Source organism: Paenibacillus sp. SAFN-117 (assembly GCF_051966115.1).
In the GTDB taxonomy this organism is placed as follows: domain Bacteria; phylum Bacillota; class Bacilli; order Paenibacillales; family NBRC-103111; genus Paenibacillus_L; species Paenibacillus_L residui.
Genome location: NZ_JBQCLK010000038.1, coordinates 17892 through 35966, shown reverse-complemented (window position 1 = coordinate 35966; position 18075 = coordinate 17892). Strand labels below are relative to the sequence as shown.

Here is an 18075-nt window from a genome sequence, read left to right as displayed (position 1 = left end):
GAAAGAAATACCTCCGTTATTTCGCTCTCCCAACCATCAAAGCATGATAGTTGACGACTTTTAAACCTCTTGGCGTAGCATTCTGGCGGAATATTTCCTCCACATCGTTTAGGCATTCCCGCCAGACCATTTTCTTCAATGCTTCACTTTGACCAAAACACTTTTTGTGCAGTACATCCTCGGGCCTCGAAAGGTATTCCACCTCTTCAAAGATCACTAATTCGGCTTCCTCTAGGCCGCTTTCGGAAAGCTGGCGTTCGAACTTCACTTTAACTTCAACCAGGTAATTTTCCGGGAAAGGAGTGTACAGTCCGGGGAAGAGGTTTCTAAGTCCCCCATCTGTCCCACAATGATACAATGCCAGCACTATGCCCCCAGACTTGATAACCCTACGGCCCTCCTGGCTTCCCTCGTGAAATAGCCATGGCCCTTTTTTCGTATAGACAACATCAAAGAAACTGTCGGGAAAAGGCAGCTGTTTGTCCGCATCCACAACAAAAAATTTAACGGATTCTCCGGTCTTCTTGTTGTTGGCCGATGCAATATAGCCCTCAATGACATCAATGCCTACGACCTCTTTTGCTTAATGGGCAAACGTCGACGTGAATTCACCATGGCCGCAGCCAACGTCCAGCATTCGTGTATCTTCATTGATATAGGTCGCAATTTTGTCTGCAAAAATAATCTCGGCTCCCGGCTCATCGAATTCCGACTTCCATGGGTATTGGTATCCCCCGGTTTCTATCGCTAAATTTGCGTACCACTCTACAGTCTGTGGCTGAATCCATTCGGGGTGCTTCATCGGGTCAAAAAACAGTTTCGACACGCAAACAACTCCTTTTCCAATATGATCCATCCCTGAGCAGGCCGTGTAAGCACTTTCATTTCTGAAGATTTTAAACCCGGTTCGACTAAATGTTTCGGACATATATTTGCTTCCTAGGAACAAGCCCCTTTTCGAGGAGGCAAATTCTTTTCGACCAATGGCGTCCCTACGTTGTCGCTGCTTATAGGGATTGCCCAGATGCTAGCATATTGAACCCAGGATAGTAATAAAATTTTTCACCAGTGCTTTTCCATAGCTTCTTCGCATAGAGAAAAGCCATTTCTTGAATAAAACTGAGTACTGTTGCTGCTTGGCCATACAATAAGAAATTCGACTTTATTTTCTTTAGACCATTTTTCCATGGCGGTATGAATCTCGGTTCCGATCCCTTGACTTCTAAAAGCAGGACGGGTATAGACATTGGTAACGTAACCGAAATAAGGGTCTGGGGATTTGCCCGGTCTCGGCACTTTATGGATTAATTGCAGATACATATGTGAAACTATCTTATTCTCAACTTCCGCGATCCAAATGTACCAATCTCCGCTTTCCAATGCTTTAACCAAAAATTCACTGCAAATCCGGTGAAACTCCTCAAAACCGACCGAACTACTGGCCTCCTCTTCCGAGAAGTCCCAACGCATCTGAACAAGTTCATCAACATCGTCTAATGCAGCCAATCGCACCAATGCCATATTTTCATTCCCCTTCAAGTATTATGTAAAATTTCTTGCGTAGCCCACCCGTTTCATCTCAAAACCGTTTTCAAAATAGCTCCTCCATAGGTCAGGGGAATGCTTCAAACGGGACAACGAGTGTACCAGTCCGGAGCGCCATTATTATGGAAATCATGTGTTTCTATAATGGATCGGGTTCTTTCTTGAACATAAGCCAAATTATTTGAGATTACGCCGCCAAGCTGGCTCGCATGCTGGTTTAAGGCGACGAACAAATTATATTTCCGCCAAAAGGTTTCGGGTATTTTATGATCGAAATATCCATCCACTTGGCCTTTCGCAAAGGACACGCTTAAATAAATTGTATATTTGGGCAACTTGAAAAATTCTTCGAATGGGTCGCCCCAATCATAGGAGTCGAAATCTATAATCGCAATCGTTCCATCCGATTTAACAATCATATTCTGAGGGTGAAAATCATCATGTTGAAACGTAACCGGGCTGTCTTTTAACCAATGAATGTTCTCTTGAATGTACTGTTCAATAAAATCCTGCCTATAAAGGTTAGCCCACGTCTCTTACATTCATCAACTTTATTCCGATACTTCTGGGTTCGCTTATGATACCAATCGTAAGGCTTCGCCGGGGTTACCCGATGAATTGTCTTCAATTCCTTCCCCGCTAACACTCCTAGAGTATATTGCTCTTCCACACTCTTGCTGGGTATGGACTTGTCCCCGCTCTCGCCTTGAACATACGACAATACTATGTAGCATACTTGGAGCTCGTCATGGATCCCGAATTGGATCGGCCTTTGACAGGAAACGGCATTATCGAAATGCCGTTTTAACAAATCAAATTTTATTTTGCATCTCTCTGCTTTATCCATACCGTATATTTTCAAGAGATACTGCGATGCGTCATCCTTTGAATAGAGTACATATTTTTGCGCGGTCGAAAAGCCCTTACTCAGCTCTTCAAAACGAGTTATATTTAAACCTCGTAATTCTTCCATAAGCTCTAGGACGATGTTCATAAGGAAACACCTGACTGGATGGCTATGGCAATCATCCCTTTCTATCTTGCTAATTGCCATTCAAATGATAGATTAGCCGCACAACGCCAGAGGAGAAAGTTCTTGTATCAACCAATTTTAAATTCAACCTCTGGTTTAAATCAATAAATAACGGTTTTCCTTCTCCCAAAACAACAGGATGAACAGATAATCTAAATTCATCAACCAGCCCTAAACGGATAAAAGTTGTAATAAGACTCGCTCCGCCATACAGCCACATGTCTTTACCAGGCTTATTCTTTATTCTGTTTACTTCTCACATCATCCAGCATAGCGTCTATGACATTCAATATCCTTTTTTGCTCACTTACACTTCTGCTTCGGAGCCTATCCACTATTTCCGCGAGCGTAGATTCGCTTCTTTCCCTGCTCACGGGTTGCACATATTTAAAAAAATCGACCATCGAGCTGAAAAGGGGACAGTCTTATTATATCGAAATAATCCCTTTAGAATATATTTATTGAAAATAATCCCTATAGTCTCTTGGAGCAATCAACTGGCTGGTCTATGGTTTGATTAGGTGGATGCTATGAGTGATTTTTGAGATGGGTGGCAGGGCATTCTGCACTTTCGAAAATTACGTGGATTAAGCCAGGAGGAACTTGCAATAAATATATATCTATTCAACTAATCCTCGCATTTGTGCGGGGTAACTCCATGTCAGAAAGGAATGAATCCCATGAGAGTAATGTGCATATTCCCCGACGACTCAACGACGGATATTTACGTTTCAGAAATTGGAGACTTTCTTCATCTTACTAAATTGGTAAATGGAATAACAATGAGAGGAATCAATTACAGTGTAGTGAGTACAGAGCTAATTGTTGAAAAAGAGGCTTTCTATATATCAATGTTATTGAAACATAAGCACGCACCATAGACTCACTATTTTTCGCCGTCACTTATGATACGGTTCCCCACGATAAAGGACCTGGCAGCGAAAATGAAAAGCGCAAAGCCTGCCGACAAAGCCAAAAAGGCCTCCATCCCCAGAAGTCGGGACGAAGGCCTCTTAACGCATTTATATTTGTTTATTTCCTCTAGTGGGCGGGCTGAAGTTCCTTCTTTAATCCGAGCGCCTGTGCTGTATAAGTGTGAATTTCATCGATCAACCCCGGATTTTTCAATAATGACACGCCATAAGAAGGAATCATTTCCTTGATTTTCGGCTCCCACTCTTTCAGATGCTGCGGGAAGCATTTTTCGATGACCTCAAGCATGACGGAAACGGCGGTAGAAGCACCGGGAGAAGCGCCCAGCAATGCGGCTATCGATCCGTCAGAGGCACTAACCACCTCCGTACCAAACTGAAGCGTTCCTTTACCGGCAGCCGTATCTTTGATCACCTGCACACGTTGGCCAGCCACCAACAGATCCCAATCTTCACTCTTGGCATTCGGGATAAACTCCCGCAGTTCTTCCATGCGCTGCTCTTTCGATAACATAACCTGCTGAATCAGGTATTTGGTCAAGGCCATGTTTTTGGCACCCGCCGCCAACATCGTTATTACATTATTCGGTTTGACAGAACCTAACAAATCAAACATGGAGCCGGTTTTTAAGAACTTGGGTGAGAAACCGGCAAACGGTCCAAAGAGCAGCGATTTCTTGTTATCGATAAATCTTGTGTCCAGATGCGGAACCGACATTGGAGGCGCTCCAACCTTGGCCTTGCCGTACACCTTGGCATGGTGCTGGGCGACAACCTCCGGATTAGTGCACACCATAAATAGTCCGCTTACCGGGAAACCTCCAATATGTTTTCCCTCGGGAATACCGGACTTTTGCAGTAGGGGCAGGCTTCCTCCCCCGCCGCCGATAAAGACGAATTTGGCCGTATGGCGTTCCACGCTGCCGCTGTCGAGATTCCGTACTTTCAATTCCCACAAGCCGTCGCTGGTACGTTTAATGCCGCCAACCTTATGTTTGAATTTAATGTCAACGTCTTTACGTTTCAAATGGTCGAACAGCATACGCGTTAAAGCGCCAAAGTTGACGTCCGTACCGGAATCGATTCTTGTTGCCGCTATAGGTTCGTTCAATGTCCGGTCCTGCATGATGAGGGGAATCCATTCCATCAACTTGTTCGGGTCATCGGAGAATTCCATCCCTTGGAACAGAGGGTTGTTCGACATCGCCTCGAAACGTTTTTTCAGAAACGCTACATTCTGTTCCCCCTGAACTAAACTCATATGAGGCAGCGGCATGATAAAGTCCTGCGGGTTGCGAATCAGATTGCTGTTGACAAGATATGACCAGAACTGCATGGAAACCTGAAACTGCTCGTTAACCTTAATCGCTTTGCTAATATCTATGGATCCGTCCGGTATTTCCGTTGTGTAGTTAAGCTCGCACAGAGCAGCATGCCCCGTTCCCGCATTATTCAATTCGTTAGAGCTTTCCTCTCCCGCGCTTGCCAGCTTTTCCAACACAGTGATTTTCCAATCGGGAACCAATTCTTTCAATATTGTCCCCAAAGTTGCACTCATGATTCCGGCGCCAATCAAGATAACGTCTGTTTCGTTTTGTCTGTCACTCATTTTTACCGTCCCTAACACGCTAGTATTTGAAGAAAAGATGGAACCTCCTCCGCTCAGCCCATAGCAAGACAGGGTACGAACTGAGTTCACACCTTCTCCGGATCAATGAAAATCTTGATTATAGTGTAACACTATTATTGATAGATTAACATACTTACTATTATATGATAGTTATTCTCTATTTAAAAGCTGGTAATTTCAGTGATGATATCCTTTTGCAGTTAATAAAATGGGGATCTGAGCCAATTTTCTAGCTTTTTAGAATATGTACGTGTGAGAAAATAAAAAGGCCGCCCCTAAAGCTTGCTCAAGAGGCGGCCTCTCTTCGCTGGCTACTCCCCAGTATTAGAATAAATTTAATCGTCCACGTTCGGAAAAATGGAAGTGTGTTACCCATTCTTCCATAGGCATTTCCCCTCCTTTATTCAATCCATCCCTCGCCAAAATTGTTCTGGATTCTCTATATTCACATTATTATATTTGCATACAATCTCTTGCAGTCCGACTGGCGCATCCATATCCACCTCATGCCATGGATTCATATCTGGCAGGCCAAAGCTTACCTTCAGCTTCTTTTCCGCCACATGGATGTCAAATATCATCGGCATTTCTTCACGTTATTTTCCATATTTGCCAATTCCTCATTCTATATTTGTTGCAATCCTAACATATTAAAAAAATTAGGTCTACTGGATTATTGATTATAGAATGAAAAAAGCTGCCTCTATTGTTAGGCAGCTAATATCAAGCTAAAATCAGTTGATCGTTTCTTGGAAAGTAGCGGTCGCTGTTAAATCGGTGACGCTTATTTTTCAGCTCCTTATGACTAGAATATCTTGGATACCGTCCACTTTCCATCGGTGTAGACAAGGTTTAAATTCAACAATTCATCATTGTCTATGTCATCAACGTCTCCGTCCGATATCGTCAAAGCATAAAATGCGTGAATCCCTGTAACCTGGACAAAAAAGTGCTTCTTCTCGCGATCATAAAAAACTGCTACATGATCGGCCGGATCTTCCGAACCCGTGAAACGGAATTCCTGAAGCTTTACCGACTGCAAGGTATTGTCCGACCCCCAGGGGTAGTACATATCCTCCCTATCCGCCTCGACCATCTGCAACAAATCGCCTTCGAAGTTGGGATATAACTTCTCCAGTTCGCTAATGTCTTTCGAACCGTAAGCTTCTGCACGTGTCTCCAAGAACAACGTTACAAAATCAAGCACTTCCTTCCGCGTCTGCTCCTGCAAAGGCGGCGTAATATCATAATTGTCGGACAAATCATCAATCACGACGGGTTCGCTCTTGGATTCTCCCCAAGGGAACTTGGCAACGCCGTAAATCTTCTGCGATCCGTCGCTGAATGCGGGATAGAAATAATCGCCGGAGGAATCATCCATGTAGCTTCGCTGGATAAAAGGAGTCGGCTGGTCATTGACATAGGCCTGCACCTCTCCCAATCGGCTGTTAATCCTCACCTGATCTCCGGTCACCATTTTCGAGTAATCGGTTTCCGATTCCATTCCGAGCAGACTGACCGGTTCGCTTTCGGTAATCTCTTTGCCGACGTAATCGAACTTGGTTTTGAAATCAACCTGGTACTCCCCCGGAAAGAGCGGCCCAAGCTTGACCGAATGATTGCCCTTGCTTACTTCGTGGGTTTCTTTGCCGTCGACCGTGATCGTGCCGTTATCGTTTTCCAGCGTGATGTTTAAATACTGAGGGCGGACACCGATGGTGTAAGAATCGGACCAAAACCCCTTCTTTTTCTTTAAATACAGCTCTCCGGAATTCAATAGTTGGTCAGGCGACATCTTATCCAGCAAACCGGTATTGACATACTCCGCTTCTTCCAGCAGCGCTTGCTGACCCATCATGATTTGAAGCGTAGCTTCGTAATAATCGCGCTCTTCCTTGGCGTATTGAATCAATTGGCGCAAGCGTTCATCCGTCATTTCCATAGCCTCGTCATCGACGGAGAGCAGCTTCTTCAGCGCCTCGGTATCTTCTGCGGCAATGGCATTCTCAAACTTCCGGATCACCTCGGATGCCTGCTTATCCCCGCCCGAGCTCGATGAGAATAAAAGCAGCAAAATCAAACCGATCACAAGAAGGAAGGCAATGATCATGACGGGTTTATTTTTCAATATCCTTCTCTCCGCTTGTGGTCTCATCCCATGATTGGGCGCCTGGCTCATAAATTCCCTCCAATTTGGCAAAGCAAGAGACCGGAACACGCTTCGATCTGCTTGTTCGCAATTTGCACTATTGATACCAACTAGTCGGTATATACTGAAACATTATATTAAAGCGGATATGTTATAATCAATAGGACGTTAGAATTATAAAAAGGGGATTTTGGGATGGGAAATCTGGAGCAATCGCAGCAAACAATCCAAAAGCTAATGAAGTCCGGCGTGGAGTTGTTTTCTCGAAAAGGCTACTCCAATACAAGCATAGATCAAATTGTAAAGCATGCCGGGTACTCCAAAGGGGGCTTCTATGCTCATTTCAACAGCAAAGAGGAGTTTCTGCTTAAAATCATAAAAGACGGTATCGATTTTTACTTTGACGATCTTAAATCGGCCCTGGAGCACAAGGAGCGGAATTTGCTTGAAAATTTCCTGAATTATTCGCTTCGCTTGGTGAACGAGGCGTACGAGCAAGGGGCCTCGCTGCTCTTGATCCAAGGATGCATGAACTCCAACGACCTTCCCATGGTTAAGGACCGGCTCATCACGCAAATGGAGGAGTGGAGGCAATTTCTCGCTCGTTTTATCCAGGTCATGAAGGATGAAGGCATTGCGAAGAGCCCTTTGGATGCTAGAACATTGTCTACAGCTTGCATGGCGATTTTTAACGGATATAATCTGCAGCATTTTGTCGATGAACGGATTCCGTTGGAGGAGATGATGACCGTCGTCCTTGAGCTGCTTCAAATCGAGAATCCCAAAACTGGAAGGAAGTAACAAATTTCTATCGGTCCTGCAACTATAATTGGGCAATGTTCCTATTTAGTCTAAAAACCTACTGCGAAGACGGCGCGGGACTCCCATATCAGGACAGGAAATTCTGATCAAACCAACCGGCCATCCATCATCACATCAGCGTTGCCAATAATAAATGGCCAATTGCGTCCGATCGCGAAGTTCTAATTTATCTAATATGATAGACAGCATATTTCGAACAGTACCGGCACTCAGAAAAAGCTGATCAGCTATTTCTTTATTCGACAGGCCTTGAGCAACTAATTCCACAATGTCCCTTTCACGATCCGTTAACCCTGCAAGTTTTATTCCGTCCGATTCTACGATGGCTTTTAGAACATCGGCATCTAGTATCGTCGATCCGGCTTTTAACGCTCTTATTTGCTGTGCCATGTTTTCAATCGATGTCGATTTCAGCAAGTATCCTTCCGCCCCTGCTTTCAAGGCCATTCGAATATTATGCTCATCCCGAAACGTGGTCAACATCATGATCTGGATAGAAGGCCACTGTTGCTTGATCCTCTTCAAGCATTCAATTCCATCCATCACCGGCATTTGGATGTCCATCAGTATCACATCCGGCTGTTCCAGTTGACATATTTCTATCGCCGCTTGTCCATTTCCTGCGGTGTTCACCACTTCAAAGTCTTCTTCCTTGACAAGCAGCAACTGCAAACTCCGGCACACCAGCGGATCATCATCTACGATCAGAAGCCTCATCCTGCTAACCCTCCTTGTCTAACGGGATGACACCAACCAGCAAGAATCCGTTGTCTCGACTAACGGATAAGCTTCCCCCCAATGAGCGGGCTCGCATTTGCAATCCCCTTAGCCCGCTACCTGTCGAATTGTTGGTTTGAACTGTGCCATTATCTCCAATCAACAAGCGCACAATCGAATCCGTTGCCTGTAAATCAATTTCGACTTTCGTGGCATTGCTATGTCTGGCCACATTCGTTAAAGCCTCCTTTAAGCATGCTTCTAACCATCCCCAGATGTGCGCAGGAACTCGCAGCATATCACCGGATTTATGAAATTCGATATCCACCTGTTGGAATTGATCCACAATGTTCTCAAAGCTATCAACACCGATTAACATCGTTGGGGTCATATTATGAACGGTATCCCTTAAATGGATCGTGCTTCGTTCTAACCGGTTTCTCACTTCTTGCAGCAGTTGATTCGCCTCTTCGGGGTTCTTCACATACTCGTAAGCTTGTAAGGCAAGAGAAGCGCCGGTTAAATCATGACCCAAATGATCATGAAGTTCTCTGGATATACGATACCTTTCCAATAATTCTGCGTGATGAGAAGCTTTCTTGTTTGCCTCTAATAAATCAAGCTTAATTCGTTCTAGCTCGTACCGAGCCTGACGTTGCTCATCCGCTTCCAGTATATATTTTTGCTGATTTTTCAATGCGATCCATGAGAAAGTGCCGAAAAAGAACCCCTGGAAATAGTACCAAAATAAAAAACTCGAAGCAGATGGAGTAAAGAATAAGCTAGCAAAAAGCAGGAACGAAAAATACCATTTCCCTCTAAAGGCCAACTCAAAAATCGGCAGCACCAATCCATAATAGCTAATATCCGTAATCGGAAAGTACAAAAAACATATCATCACATCCAAGCCTACAGACCACACTGGCATGCGATAGCGCCATCTCAGACTGACCATCACGAGTAAAAGGAGAATCATGATAAAAGAACTTACCCTAGATCCCTCTAATATCCATAAATGAAAGAGCACGCCTGCTTGAAGAAAGCGCCATCCCTTCACAAACAGCATGGGCTCCAATATCGTCTTCATCCTTCACCTCAGCAACGTCAATGAATTTTCCGTATGCTTCCAATAATCAAGAAGATTAGGGTATACAGCCATAATACAGCATTAATCAGAAGAAAATCGAGGATGTTTACTCCGAATACAACCCAATTCAGCCCTTCCGCGAGCCAAAAAGTTGGAAATAATATCGCAATCTTTTTTAACAGTGCAGGAAAGATATCTAACGGAATCATCAATCCTCCCAGTATGACCAACAAAAAAATGAGCGACATATATACAAGAAATGCTGTGTCCTTGCTGCGGCAAAACGAAATCCATGCCAATGCGATCGCTATAGCGGTAAAACTGAAGGAAGTATATAATACCAGCAGCCATAACGGCTGGTACAATTCATGGCCAACAAGGACACCGCCCATAACGATGATCACACATTGCATGACTAATAGGACGGAAAACCCCAGAAGATTTTGACCCAAATATTGTGCATAACTAATGGGAGCGACAGCCAAGCGCTTGACGACTCCTTTCGCGCGATCTTCCAGCAGAATCGATGTCAGACGAATACCAGCAAACAGAATGACAATGCCAAAATACTGGTATCCATATGGAAGATGCGGCCAATCTTCTCCTTCAGGGAAAAATATACAGACAATGGGAAGGGGCAAAAGGAAGACAACATTCGTCTTATTACCAAAGCTTCTTTTGATGGCGAAGCGAAAAATCGTCACGCCAATTTCCTCCTCCCAACAACAAGCATCACAATAAACAAAACGCATATCACTGCTAATAAAATGTTAGCTAAGAACCATGCTTCACTCGGATTAGATTCATTCATCTCACCGATAGACATGAGAGCTATGACCAGCGGATTCCCGTAAGAACCCATGAAGTCAAAGAAAGCATTGTCAGGCATAGGGAAAAATAATCCGGCCAATAGGATCAGTCCAACACCGTACGCATCAACTAATCGTTCGGCCAATTTATTATTTTTAACGGTGAAGGCAAAAATTAAGGAAACAATGATCGATAAAACAGCCAGCAAGCAAATGTTATAGATAATCCACGGCCAATTTCCCCATTCCACTCCCAAGACAAATTGTGTATACAGCATCAGTATAATGCCAAGGAATACAGAGAAAACAACTCCGCACATCATAATCGAAAAAGCATACATCGATTGATTAAATGGCAACGTATACATCCTCGTCCTATTTGCCGCGAATAGATCATTGTGGATCAGATACATGACAATCGAACCGCCAAAAAGTTGAAAACAAAGCACCAACGTCATGGCATTTTCATTAATATAGGGCACTCCCGATTCTGTTACCATTCCTGAAAGGATAAAGGAGAAAAGAGTAATGAGAATAATAGGAACCACAAGCAGCAGTAATAATACGATATAGTTTCTTACCATTCTAAGAGCAGTAAATCTGACCGTTGAAAGAACTCTCATCATTCTTTCCCCTCATCTCTTAGTTGTTTTCCTGTAAGCGTTAAGAAGACATCTTCAAGATTGGGCTTCTCCGCGTGGATCCCAATCAGTCCCGCCTGCTCTTTCACAACCGATACTATTCTATCTAAATTGCCAGAACCAACCGCAGATATTACCGTTACTTTTCTTCCTGCTGCTTCAACCTTTCTCACTCCGGCAATATTTTCTATTCTAGTCATCGAGACACGATCGGGCTCCGTGACTTCGATCGTTACCTTTTCTTCATGCTGCACGGTTTGAACCAGCTCGTCTACAGTACCTTCTTTAATGATTTGGCCTTGATCCATGATAACCACTCTGGAAGCAATGGCCTGTACTTCCTCCACATAGTGGGTTGTATATAAGATAGTCGTGCCATCCTTTCTTAATTTCCTTACCGCTTCGAGAATATGATTTCTTGACTGCGGATCAATTCCAACCGTCGGTTCATCCATAATGAGGAATTGGGGACGATGTGTTAACGCACAGGCAATATTCAACCTGCGCTTCATGCCCCCGGAAAATTTATATGGTGTCTTATTCCCCTTATCTCCTAAGCCGACAAATTCCAGTGCTTCTTCCACTCGTTTTTTCTTCTCTTCTCCTTTTAGACCGTAGATCCCGGCAAAAAACTGCAAATTCTCCTTCGCCGTCAGTTCGTCAAACACCGTTATTTCCTGCGTAACTAACCCAAGTTTCTCCTTATTTTGATTCGAGAATGGATGCTTTGACTGTCCGAAGAGCGCCACCGTCCCCCGTTCAGCAGTCTTTAAGCCGGACAAAGTTTGAATTAGTGTAGTTTTACCCGCACCGTTGGGACCTAGCAAGCCAACAATTTCCCCTTCCTGGATATCCAGATCAATATAGTCCAACGCAACATGGGTTCCATACCTTACGACAACCCCTTGTAACGAAGCAACCGTCATCTATTTCACACACCCTTCTTATTTCTTGCCTCAATTATCGCCAATTCCATTTTTCATCAATAGTTACATTTGTCATTATATCAGTCTGTTCCTTCACATCATTCGCGTGAAATCACCTTTTAATCATGACTGCCGTTATCTCAATTTCAGAACACCTAAATATATTAGGGCTCAAAACCATAATCAGTGCTTGAAAGAAATCCGTGGCTCCATAATAACTATACGGGCAAAGGATTGGGTTGAACATATTGGTTTTGATGCTGGGCCATCCGATCATGCCCTGCTCTTTATGAAGCAGGATGTGGCGGGGTAACATTTCACTCCAACGTGTGCGGCGGAGTATGGGATAAACAAAATGCATTTTGTTACGAAACCTGGAAACGTTATTTGGGCAAAACGGCTCTTTTCCATTTTCTTACGAAACTCCATATCGCTATTGACCAAAAAAGAAGGCTATGGAGCAGGATTTCGCCCAAATAACGATTGTGAGTTTCGTTATATTTGAAACGGCATCATTTTTAAATCAATAACGTTACCCAGATTCGTTAGCGAGATTGAAACCGGACGGGAGCCGGGCAGATGACCAGTTAGTTATTCCGCAGGTAGAAAATCAAGTACTGATTTTGAGATTGAGCCTATATTAATTGTAATTTTTTTCTTTATGACTGACATAATGCTGTCATATATGCCTGGGTGTTAGATGTGGTATTAAGAACAAATAAAACTGGATGGATCATAACGGGGCTTTTGCTTTCGATTCTTATGGCATCGATGGACAATAAGATATTGGCTACATCGATGGGAACCATCGTAGGAGATCTTGGCGGGATGCATCAATTTGTGTGGGTTATATCTGCCTATATGATCGCAGAAATGGCGGGGATGCCGATCTTCGGCAAATTGTCCGATATGTACGGTCGCAAACGTTTCTTCATTTTCGGCATTTTGATGTTCATTATCGGCTCTGCACTGTGCGGTACAGCCGACTCCATCACAGAGCTCAGCATTTATCGAGCCATACAAGGTATTGGAGGCGGCGCGCTGATTCCGATATGCTACACCATTTTGATTGACGCGGTGGATCCGAACATCCGAGGGGTTGGATGGGGCTAACGGAACTAGGAGGCGTTATGTGAACCAAAATGGATGGGAATAAATTCCAACGGAACTCAATTGCGTTATTAATGCAAACTACTTGTTTCTCACCTCAAATTACTCAAATAGCAGCGCTGAGTTCCGTTACTTTTTAATTTGGCTCTTGTTCATAGAGATAAGGTCGCTCTGTTCCGTTACGGTGGAGGTTTTTGCATTTATGGAGCCTAGAGGGATGCAACCCGCGCAAGCTCGCTGATCATCATGAGCACTCTTAGCGGCAGATTCTGACGCCTGCTCCCCGTGAGGCAAATTCTACGAAGCCTCTTCATCCATTCCGTAACTTCGGCATATCGAAATTACCCTCATTTTCCCAAGCTTTATTATCCTTCAAACTCGCTTGGAAGATTTGAAATAAACCCAAAGTGGTGTGCAAGAATTTTGACAATGCGTCTTGAGGCTTGTCCGTCTCCAAATGGATTTCTGGCATTTGCCATCCCGTCATATAATTGGGTATCTGTAAGCAGTCTAGTGGTTATATCGTAAATCGAAGATTCCTCCGTTCCGGCAAGATAAACCGCATTAGCCGTAACCGCTTCTGGCCGTTCCGTTGTATCACGCATTAGAACAAGTGGTTTATTAAACACCGGCGTCTCCTCTTGAAGACCACCAGAATCACTTAATATAAGATAGGAACGAGATAAGAGGTTAATCATATCCGGATATTCAATAGGGTCAAGCAAATGAATTCTGTCATGACCAGAAAGCTTTTTATATGCTGCCTCACGAACAGTAGGACTTAAATGAACCGGGTATATGACGGAGACATCTGGCTTTTCATCTACAACACGACGTATGGCATTAAACATTTGTTCCATTGGCATTCCATAATTTTCTCTGCGGTGGGCCGTCATGGTAATGATTCTTCCTTCGTGCCGGACCAGGCTATTTAACCTTGTTTCATTGAACTTGTATTCTGCACTATTGGTTATTATGGCTGCATCGACGGCGGTCTGACCTGTAACATAGATATGATCACTACTGTAGCCTTCTTTCATTAAGTTTTCCTTGCCTATTGTTGTCGGTGCAAATAGCAAATCGGATACAACATCAACTATCCTTCGATTAACTTCTTCCGGCCATGGCGAATACTTGTTATGGGAACGCAAGCCTGCTTCCACATGCCCAACCGGTATTTTATGATAAAAAGCAGCCAGCCCTCCACATAATGCAGTTTGAGTATCGCCATGAATTAATATCATATCCGGCCTATCATCCAAAATAATCTGATCAAGCCCGGAAATAGCAGCAGATGTGAAATAAGATAATGTCTGATTTTCTCTCATCAAAGATAAATCTACATCTGGTTGTATCCCAAAATGGGAAAGTGCTTGGTATAGCTGCTCCCGGTGCTGCCCCGTTACTACAACCTTGGTTTCGAACCATTCCGGATGATTTTTTAGCTCTTGGACTACTGGACACATTTTCGTTGCTTCTGGCCTTGTACCAAAAATGACCATAACTTTCTTTTTGTTGTTCATATCTGAGACCCCCTCTAGTTATGAATTGGGATGGTATTTAAACCAAATATTACCACATTCACTTACTATAACGCACGGTTTATCTCTTCTCTAAAATACTTCCTCCACCACTCCTTTCAGGTTCTAAGCCCTTCCCTATCACCAATTTTTCACGTCATTTATGGTACGGTTCTCCTTAAAGGGAGCATCTCTATCTGCACACGGGAGCAACGGGTCCTCAATTCCTCGATAAAAGCTTCTTGATCAAGCGGGGAAACGTGGACAACGTCATATTTGCCGTATTCAATTTCAACTCTGTGGCTGGAGGTGGCTGCACTGGATACCCAAGATCTAACCGGCTTCACCTTGGTGATGCTATCGAAGGCGATGGATTTGGTAAACGGTCCGCTTCGAATGAATAATTCAGATTTGGTTATCACATAGTAGGTGCCGCACCATAACCAGACCATAGAAATGGCGAAAACAAAGCAAACTAACAGAATAATCGTGCCGCCTATAACCCCTGCCCCATCTACGAAAAGAGGGGACAACCCTGCAACAACCAAGGCAGCAATACTCAGCCAGATCACGACGGACAGCCATCGATCTCTCCTGGGAACAAACTTCATCAACCTTCCTCCCATCCAATAAGATTAGACCATCATTTGCGGAACTTCCTACCCTACTAGCATCAAAAAGGCTTACCCGTACTCTAACAGACGTCAGCCAATAACAATTTTAGCGAACTTCCTTCTGCCAGATTGAATAATGTCGCCGCTTTTAATCTTTATTCGTGCGTTAGGGTCTAGAAGCCTCTCTCCGTTTATCTTTATCGCCCCTTGAATAACACTGCGCCTCGCTTCGCTATTTGACGAAACAAATCCGAGTGTCAATAGAAGTTTACTGATTGAAATTTTTCCTTCTTCAAGCAGATCGTTGCTCATTTGAAATTCTTCAATATTTTCGGGAATAGCACGCTTCTGGAAAACAGTGATAAAATGCTGTTTCGCCTGTTCTGCGGCTTGCTTTCCAATGATACATACGAACTAATTCTCCAGCTAATCGAATTTTTGCATCGCGAGGATGAATATCTCCTTCTTTCAGGCCTTGCTTAAACTCATGAAACTCCTCATTTGTAATGCTTGTAGTAAGCTCGTAATATTTAATCATTAACTCGTCCGGGATCGACATCGTCTTACCAAACATTTCGTTCGGGGATTCGTCAATCCCGATATAGTTACCAAGACTTTTGCTCATTTTCTGGGTACCATCCAGTCCCTCTAATAATGGCATCAGGATGGCTGCCTGGCCGTCCTGAAAACCAAAAGCACTTTGCAGCGATCTCCCCATCAAAATGTTAAAGGTTTGATCAGTACCGCCGAGTTCAATATCGCATTCAAGCGATACTGAATCATACCCTTGCATTAGCGGGTAAAAAAACTCATGTATGTGAATGGGCTGGTTATTAGAATAACGCTGAGCAAAATCATCGCGCTCTAACATTCTTGCAACAGTCACTTTTGCAGCTATCTGCAATACATCTTGGAAATTCAATTTTTCAAGCCATGCCGAATTAAAATGAAACTTCGTCCTCTGCGGGTCAAGTATTTTATACAGCTGCTTTTCGTAGGTTGCAGCATTTCGTTTTACATCATCCTCGGTCAATTGTTTTCTCGTCTCGGATTTTCCGGTCGGGTCGCCGATTCGTCCCGTAAAATCGCCTATGACCAGTTGTACTTCGTGTCCTAAGTCTTGAAATTGCCTTAACTTTCGCAATACTACGGTATGGCCTAAATGAATATCCGGTGCTGAGGGATCCAGACCGAGCTTTACCTTAAGTGGTTTTCCCGATACTACTGAAGCAGCAATCTTGTGTGTTAGGGCATCCTCTGGTATGATCTCAGCTGCACCTCTGCGGACGATACTCAATTGCCTTTCAACCTCTCGTTTTTGTTCCCCGGAAAGCTGCTTCAGAATGTCCATTCGAGTTCCCCCTAATCTTTTTTTGAAAATAAAAAAACAACCCTTCATCCCGAAAAGGGACGAGAGGTTGTCTCGCGGTACCACCCTAATTAAAGAAGCTTCTTAACTTCTTTCACTCATTTAATCATAACGACATAAGGATTATGCCGGGAAAAGTTACTCAGGATTTTCACTTTTCCAACTCCGGATTGTAATTCAGAAAGGAGACTGCACCGGTTCCCACCCGCCACCGGCTCTCTGAAGGCACTCGTTCCACTTTCTTACTACGGTGTTTAACCGTTATCCATCAATGCTTTATCTGGTATTAATTTTTTCCATTTAATCACATAACTGGAACTATGTCAACTATGTTATCCATTACGCAGTGAAGCATTCGTCACACACGCAACCCTCAGCAGTTCAACCTATCCACCTTTACGGGATGGCTCCTATATATGAATTACTGAACTTTCGTTAGTTGAGGCAACCATTTGATTCGAGATAATCTAACACAATATCGACTCTTTCTTTAACCGAATAATCTCCCTCAATCCTCAATAACGGACAAGACAAATCAGACATCCACCGCTCGTGCAAAGCTTTGCTTCTAACCTCCAAGCCAGCTTCATCATATAGCGAAGCCCACTCTAAAAAAGTCCTTGATTGCTCGAACTTACTTCCCCCTGGTAATATGGCATCGCCATATCTTTGAAATTCCCTTTCTCTTAATCTGTGAAGCCTTATTTCTTTAGGGATATAGAGAAAAATAACCAGATATCATCCCCCCAACCACACACTGCCCCGGAAAGAATCCATTGATTATACTTCGAAAGGTCTTCTTTCAATAGCTGGATTCTATCTTTTTGCTCCCTCTGCTTGGAAAATTTTTTAGCCCAAAAATAATCATCGCTATCCAAAATAGCATAAGGTAGAAGTAAAGATAGTTCGCTTCCAAGAGTCGATGTTCCTGAACCCGAAGCGCCCAAGATATGTATTCGATTATTCATATCATTACCCCCGTTCGAGTTTGAATCGGCCAAAGCGGGATTGCAAACCAGTTAATTTTGCACCGTACTTGATTAGAGGTTACTTGTCCGTTAACAAAACGAGGCCGCAACTTTTCTCGCAGCAGCCTCGTAATTGTGTACTTATTGAGGCTGTCGACCCCATTGTGGGAAAGGTGTCCAACAGGACGTTGTACTAGTAATAA

The 18075-nt window shown here is 43.6% G+C and carries 16 protein-coding genes, 5 pseudogenes and 1 other annotated feature; of the genes and pseudogenes, 2 read left to right on the top strand and 19 right to left on the bottom strand.

The annotated features are described in order from the left end of the window. Positions 1-16: 16 nt before the first annotated feature. The 10 genes and pseudogenes from ACTHRH_RS21200 to ACTHRH_RS21155 all read right to left on the bottom strand — a co-directional run bounded on the left by ACTHRH_RS21200 (position 17) and on the right by ACTHRH_RS21155 (position 7268). Positions 17-367 carry a hypothetical protein gene (locus ACTHRH_RS21200; protein ID WP_440417550.1) on the bottom strand — a complete coding sequence of 117 codons (351 nt, stop codon included), beginning with the start codon at positions 365-367 and terminating at the stop codon, positions 17-19. A gap of 6 nt (positions 368-373) precedes the next feature. Next, a pseudogene (locus tag ACTHRH_RS21195) lies at positions 374-568 on the bottom strand (methyltransferase domain-containing protein); the annotation flags it as partial. A 15-nt stretch (positions 569-583) separates the two neighbouring features. Then, positions 584-826, bottom strand: coding sequence for a hypothetical protein (locus tag ACTHRH_RS21190; RefSeq protein WP_440417548.1), 243 nt, complete (start codon positions 824-826; stop codon positions 584-586). A gap of 236 nt (positions 827-1062) precedes the next feature. Next, positions 1063-1521 (bottom strand): GNAT family N-acetyltransferase, encoded by a 459-nt coding sequence (locus ACTHRH_RS21185; RefSeq protein WP_440417546.1) that lies wholly within the window; start codon positions 1519-1521, stop codon positions 1063-1065. 104 nt (positions 1522-1625) lie between these two features. Then, positions 1626-2024, bottom strand: a complete 399-nt coding sequence (locus ACTHRH_RS21180) for an aminoglycoside phosphotransferase family protein (RefSeq protein WP_440417585.1) — start codon at positions 2022-2024, stop codon at positions 1626-1628. Then, positions 2012-2518 carry a phosphotransferase gene (locus ACTHRH_RS21175; RefSeq protein WP_440417583.1) on the bottom strand — a complete coding sequence of 169 codons (507 nt, stop codon included), beginning with the start codon at positions 2516-2518 and terminating at the stop codon, positions 2012-2014. The genes ACTHRH_RS21180 and ACTHRH_RS21175 overlap by 13 nt, the downstream gene beginning before the upstream one ends. 70 nt (positions 2519-2588) lie before the next feature. Next, positions 2589-2834 (bottom strand): annotated as a pseudogene (locus ACTHRH_RS21170) (dihydrofolate reductase family protein); the annotation flags it as partial. Between the two features lie 785 nt (positions 2835-3619). Further along, positions 3620-5137, bottom strand: coding sequence for a malate:quinone oxidoreductase (locus tag ACTHRH_RS21165; protein ID WP_440417581.1), 1518 nt, complete (start codon positions 5135-5137; stop codon positions 3620-3622). A 407-nt stretch (positions 5138-5544) separates the two neighbouring features. Further along, positions 5545-5721 carry a hypothetical protein gene (locus tag ACTHRH_RS21160; protein WP_379290909.1) on the bottom strand — a complete coding sequence of 59 codons (177 nt, stop codon included), beginning with the start codon at positions 5719-5721 and terminating at the stop codon, positions 5545-5547. Between the two features lie 224 nt (positions 5722-5945). Beyond that, a complete protein-coding gene (locus tag ACTHRH_RS21155) occupies positions 5946-7268 on the bottom strand; it encodes a TcaA 3rd/4th domain-containing protein (protein WP_440417543.1) in 1323 nt (440 codons plus the stop codon). Between the two features lie 216 nt (positions 7269-7484). Here ACTHRH_RS21155 and ACTHRH_RS21150 point away from each other — a divergent pair, with 216 nt between their 5' ends. Next, positions 7485-8090 (top strand): TetR/AcrR family transcriptional regulator, encoded by a 606-nt coding sequence (locus tag ACTHRH_RS21150; RefSeq protein WP_144937589.1) that lies wholly within the window; start codon positions 7485-7487, stop codon positions 8088-8090. Positions 8091-8225: 135 nt separating this feature from the next. Here the strand turns inward: ACTHRH_RS21150 and ACTHRH_RS21145 are convergent, their stop codons facing one another. From ACTHRH_RS21145 to ACTHRH_RS21125, 5 genes are read right to left on the bottom strand one after another with little or no spacing between them, the layout of a single operon-like run. Further along, the gene (locus ACTHRH_RS21145; RefSeq protein WP_440417541.1) at positions 8226-8828 is read right to left on the bottom strand and encodes a response regulator; all 603 of its coding nucleotides are present in this window, start codon (positions 8826-8828) and stop codon (positions 8226-8228) included. Between the two features lie 4 nt (positions 8829-8832). Beyond that, positions 8833-9894, bottom strand: a complete 1062-nt coding sequence (locus tag ACTHRH_RS21140) for a sensor histidine kinase (protein ID WP_440417579.1) — start codon at positions 9892-9894, stop codon at positions 8833-8835. A gap of 38 nt (positions 9895-9932) precedes the next feature. Continuing rightward, positions 9933-10619, bottom strand: a complete 687-nt coding sequence (locus ACTHRH_RS21135) for an ABC transporter permease (RefSeq protein ID WP_440417539.1) — start codon at positions 10617-10619, stop codon at positions 9933-9935. Next, the gene (locus ACTHRH_RS21130) at positions 10616-11350 is read right to left on the bottom strand and encodes a multidrug ABC transporter permease (protein ID WP_440417537.1); all 735 of its coding nucleotides are present in this window, start codon (positions 11348-11350) and stop codon (positions 10616-10618) included. Before ACTHRH_RS21130 ends, ACTHRH_RS21135 begins: the two co-directional genes overlap by 4 nt. Then, positions 11347-12291 carry an ABC transporter ATP-binding protein gene (locus ACTHRH_RS21125; RefSeq protein ID WP_379290920.1) on the bottom strand — a complete coding sequence of 315 codons (945 nt, stop codon included), beginning with the start codon at positions 12289-12291 and terminating at the stop codon, positions 11347-11349. Before ACTHRH_RS21125 ends, ACTHRH_RS21130 begins: the two co-directional genes overlap by 4 nt. A gap of 702 nt (positions 12292-12993) precedes the next feature. Between ACTHRH_RS21125 and ACTHRH_RS21120 the strand changes: the two are divergent. After that, positions 12994-13389: pseudogene (locus ACTHRH_RS21120) on the top strand (MFS transporter); the annotation flags it as partial. Between the two features lie 377 nt (positions 13390-13766). Here the strand turns inward: ACTHRH_RS21120 and wecB are convergent. From wecB to ACTHRH_RS21100, 4 genes and pseudogenes are all read right to left on the bottom strand, one after another. After that, a complete protein-coding gene (wecB, locus tag ACTHRH_RS21115) occupies positions 13767-14924 on the bottom strand; it encodes a non-hydrolyzing UDP-N-acetylglucosamine 2-epimerase (protein ID WP_440417535.1) in 1158 nt (385 codons plus the stop codon). Between the two features lie 158 nt (positions 14925-15082). Continuing rightward, a complete protein-coding gene (locus ACTHRH_RS21110) occupies positions 15083-15532 on the bottom strand; it encodes a PH domain-containing protein (RefSeq protein WP_440417533.1) in 450 nt (149 codons plus the stop codon). 93 nt (positions 15533-15625) lie between these two features. Beyond that, a pseudogene (gene tyrS / locus ACTHRH_RS21105) lies at positions 15626-16886 on the bottom strand (tyrosine--tRNA ligase). Between the two features lie 52 nt (positions 16887-16938). After that, positions 16939-17172 (bottom strand) — a binding site (T-box leader). A gap of 167 nt (positions 17173-17339) precedes the next feature. Beyond that, positions 17340-17872: pseudogene (locus ACTHRH_RS21100) on the bottom strand (hypothetical protein). Between the last annotated feature and the right edge of the window lie 203 nt (positions 17873-18075).

What these genes read in the sequence shown, in the direction of transcription:
- ACTHRH_RS21185 (WP_440417546.1), bottom strand. Translation starts at nt 1,521, where the DNA reads ATGGCATTGGTGCGATTGGCTGCATTAGACGATGTTGATGAACTTGTT.
- ACTHRH_RS21175 (WP_440417583.1), bottom strand. Translation starts at nt 2,518, where the DNA reads ATGGAAGAATTACGAGGTTTAAATATAACTCGTTTTGAAGAGCTGAGT.
- ACTHRH_RS21160 (WP_379290909.1), bottom strand. Translation starts at nt 5,721, where the DNA reads ATGATATTTGACATCCATGTGGCGGAAAAGAAGCTGAAGGTAAGCTTT.
- ACTHRH_RS21150 (WP_144937589.1), top strand. Translation starts at nt 7,485, where the DNA reads ATGGGAAATCTGGAGCAATCGCAGCAAACAATCCAAAAGCTAATGAAG.
- ACTHRH_RS21145 (WP_440417541.1), bottom strand. Translation starts at nt 8,828, where the DNA reads ATGAGGCTTCTGATCGTAGATGATGATCCGCTGGTGTGCCGGAGTTTG.
- ACTHRH_RS21140 (WP_440417579.1), bottom strand. Translation starts at nt 9,894, where the DNA reads ATGCTGTTTGTGAAGGGATGGCGCTTTCTTCAAGCAGGCGTGCTCTTT.
- ACTHRH_RS21130 (WP_440417537.1), bottom strand. Translation starts at nt 11,350, where the DNA reads ATGATGAGAGTTCTTTCAACGGTCAGATTTACTGCTCTTAGAATGGTA.
- ACTHRH_RS21125 (WP_379290920.1), bottom strand. Translation starts at nt 12,291, where the DNA reads ATGACGGTTGCTTCGTTACAAGGGGTTGTCGTAAGGTATGGAACCCAT.
- wecB (WP_440417535.1), bottom strand. Translation starts at nt 14,924, where the DNA reads ATGAACAACAAAAAGAAAGTTATGGTCATTTTTGGTACAAGGCCAGAA.
- ACTHRH_RS21110 (WP_440417533.1), bottom strand. Translation starts at nt 15,532, where the DNA reads ATGAAGTTTGTTCCCAGGAGAGATCGATGGCTGTCCGTCGTGATCTGG.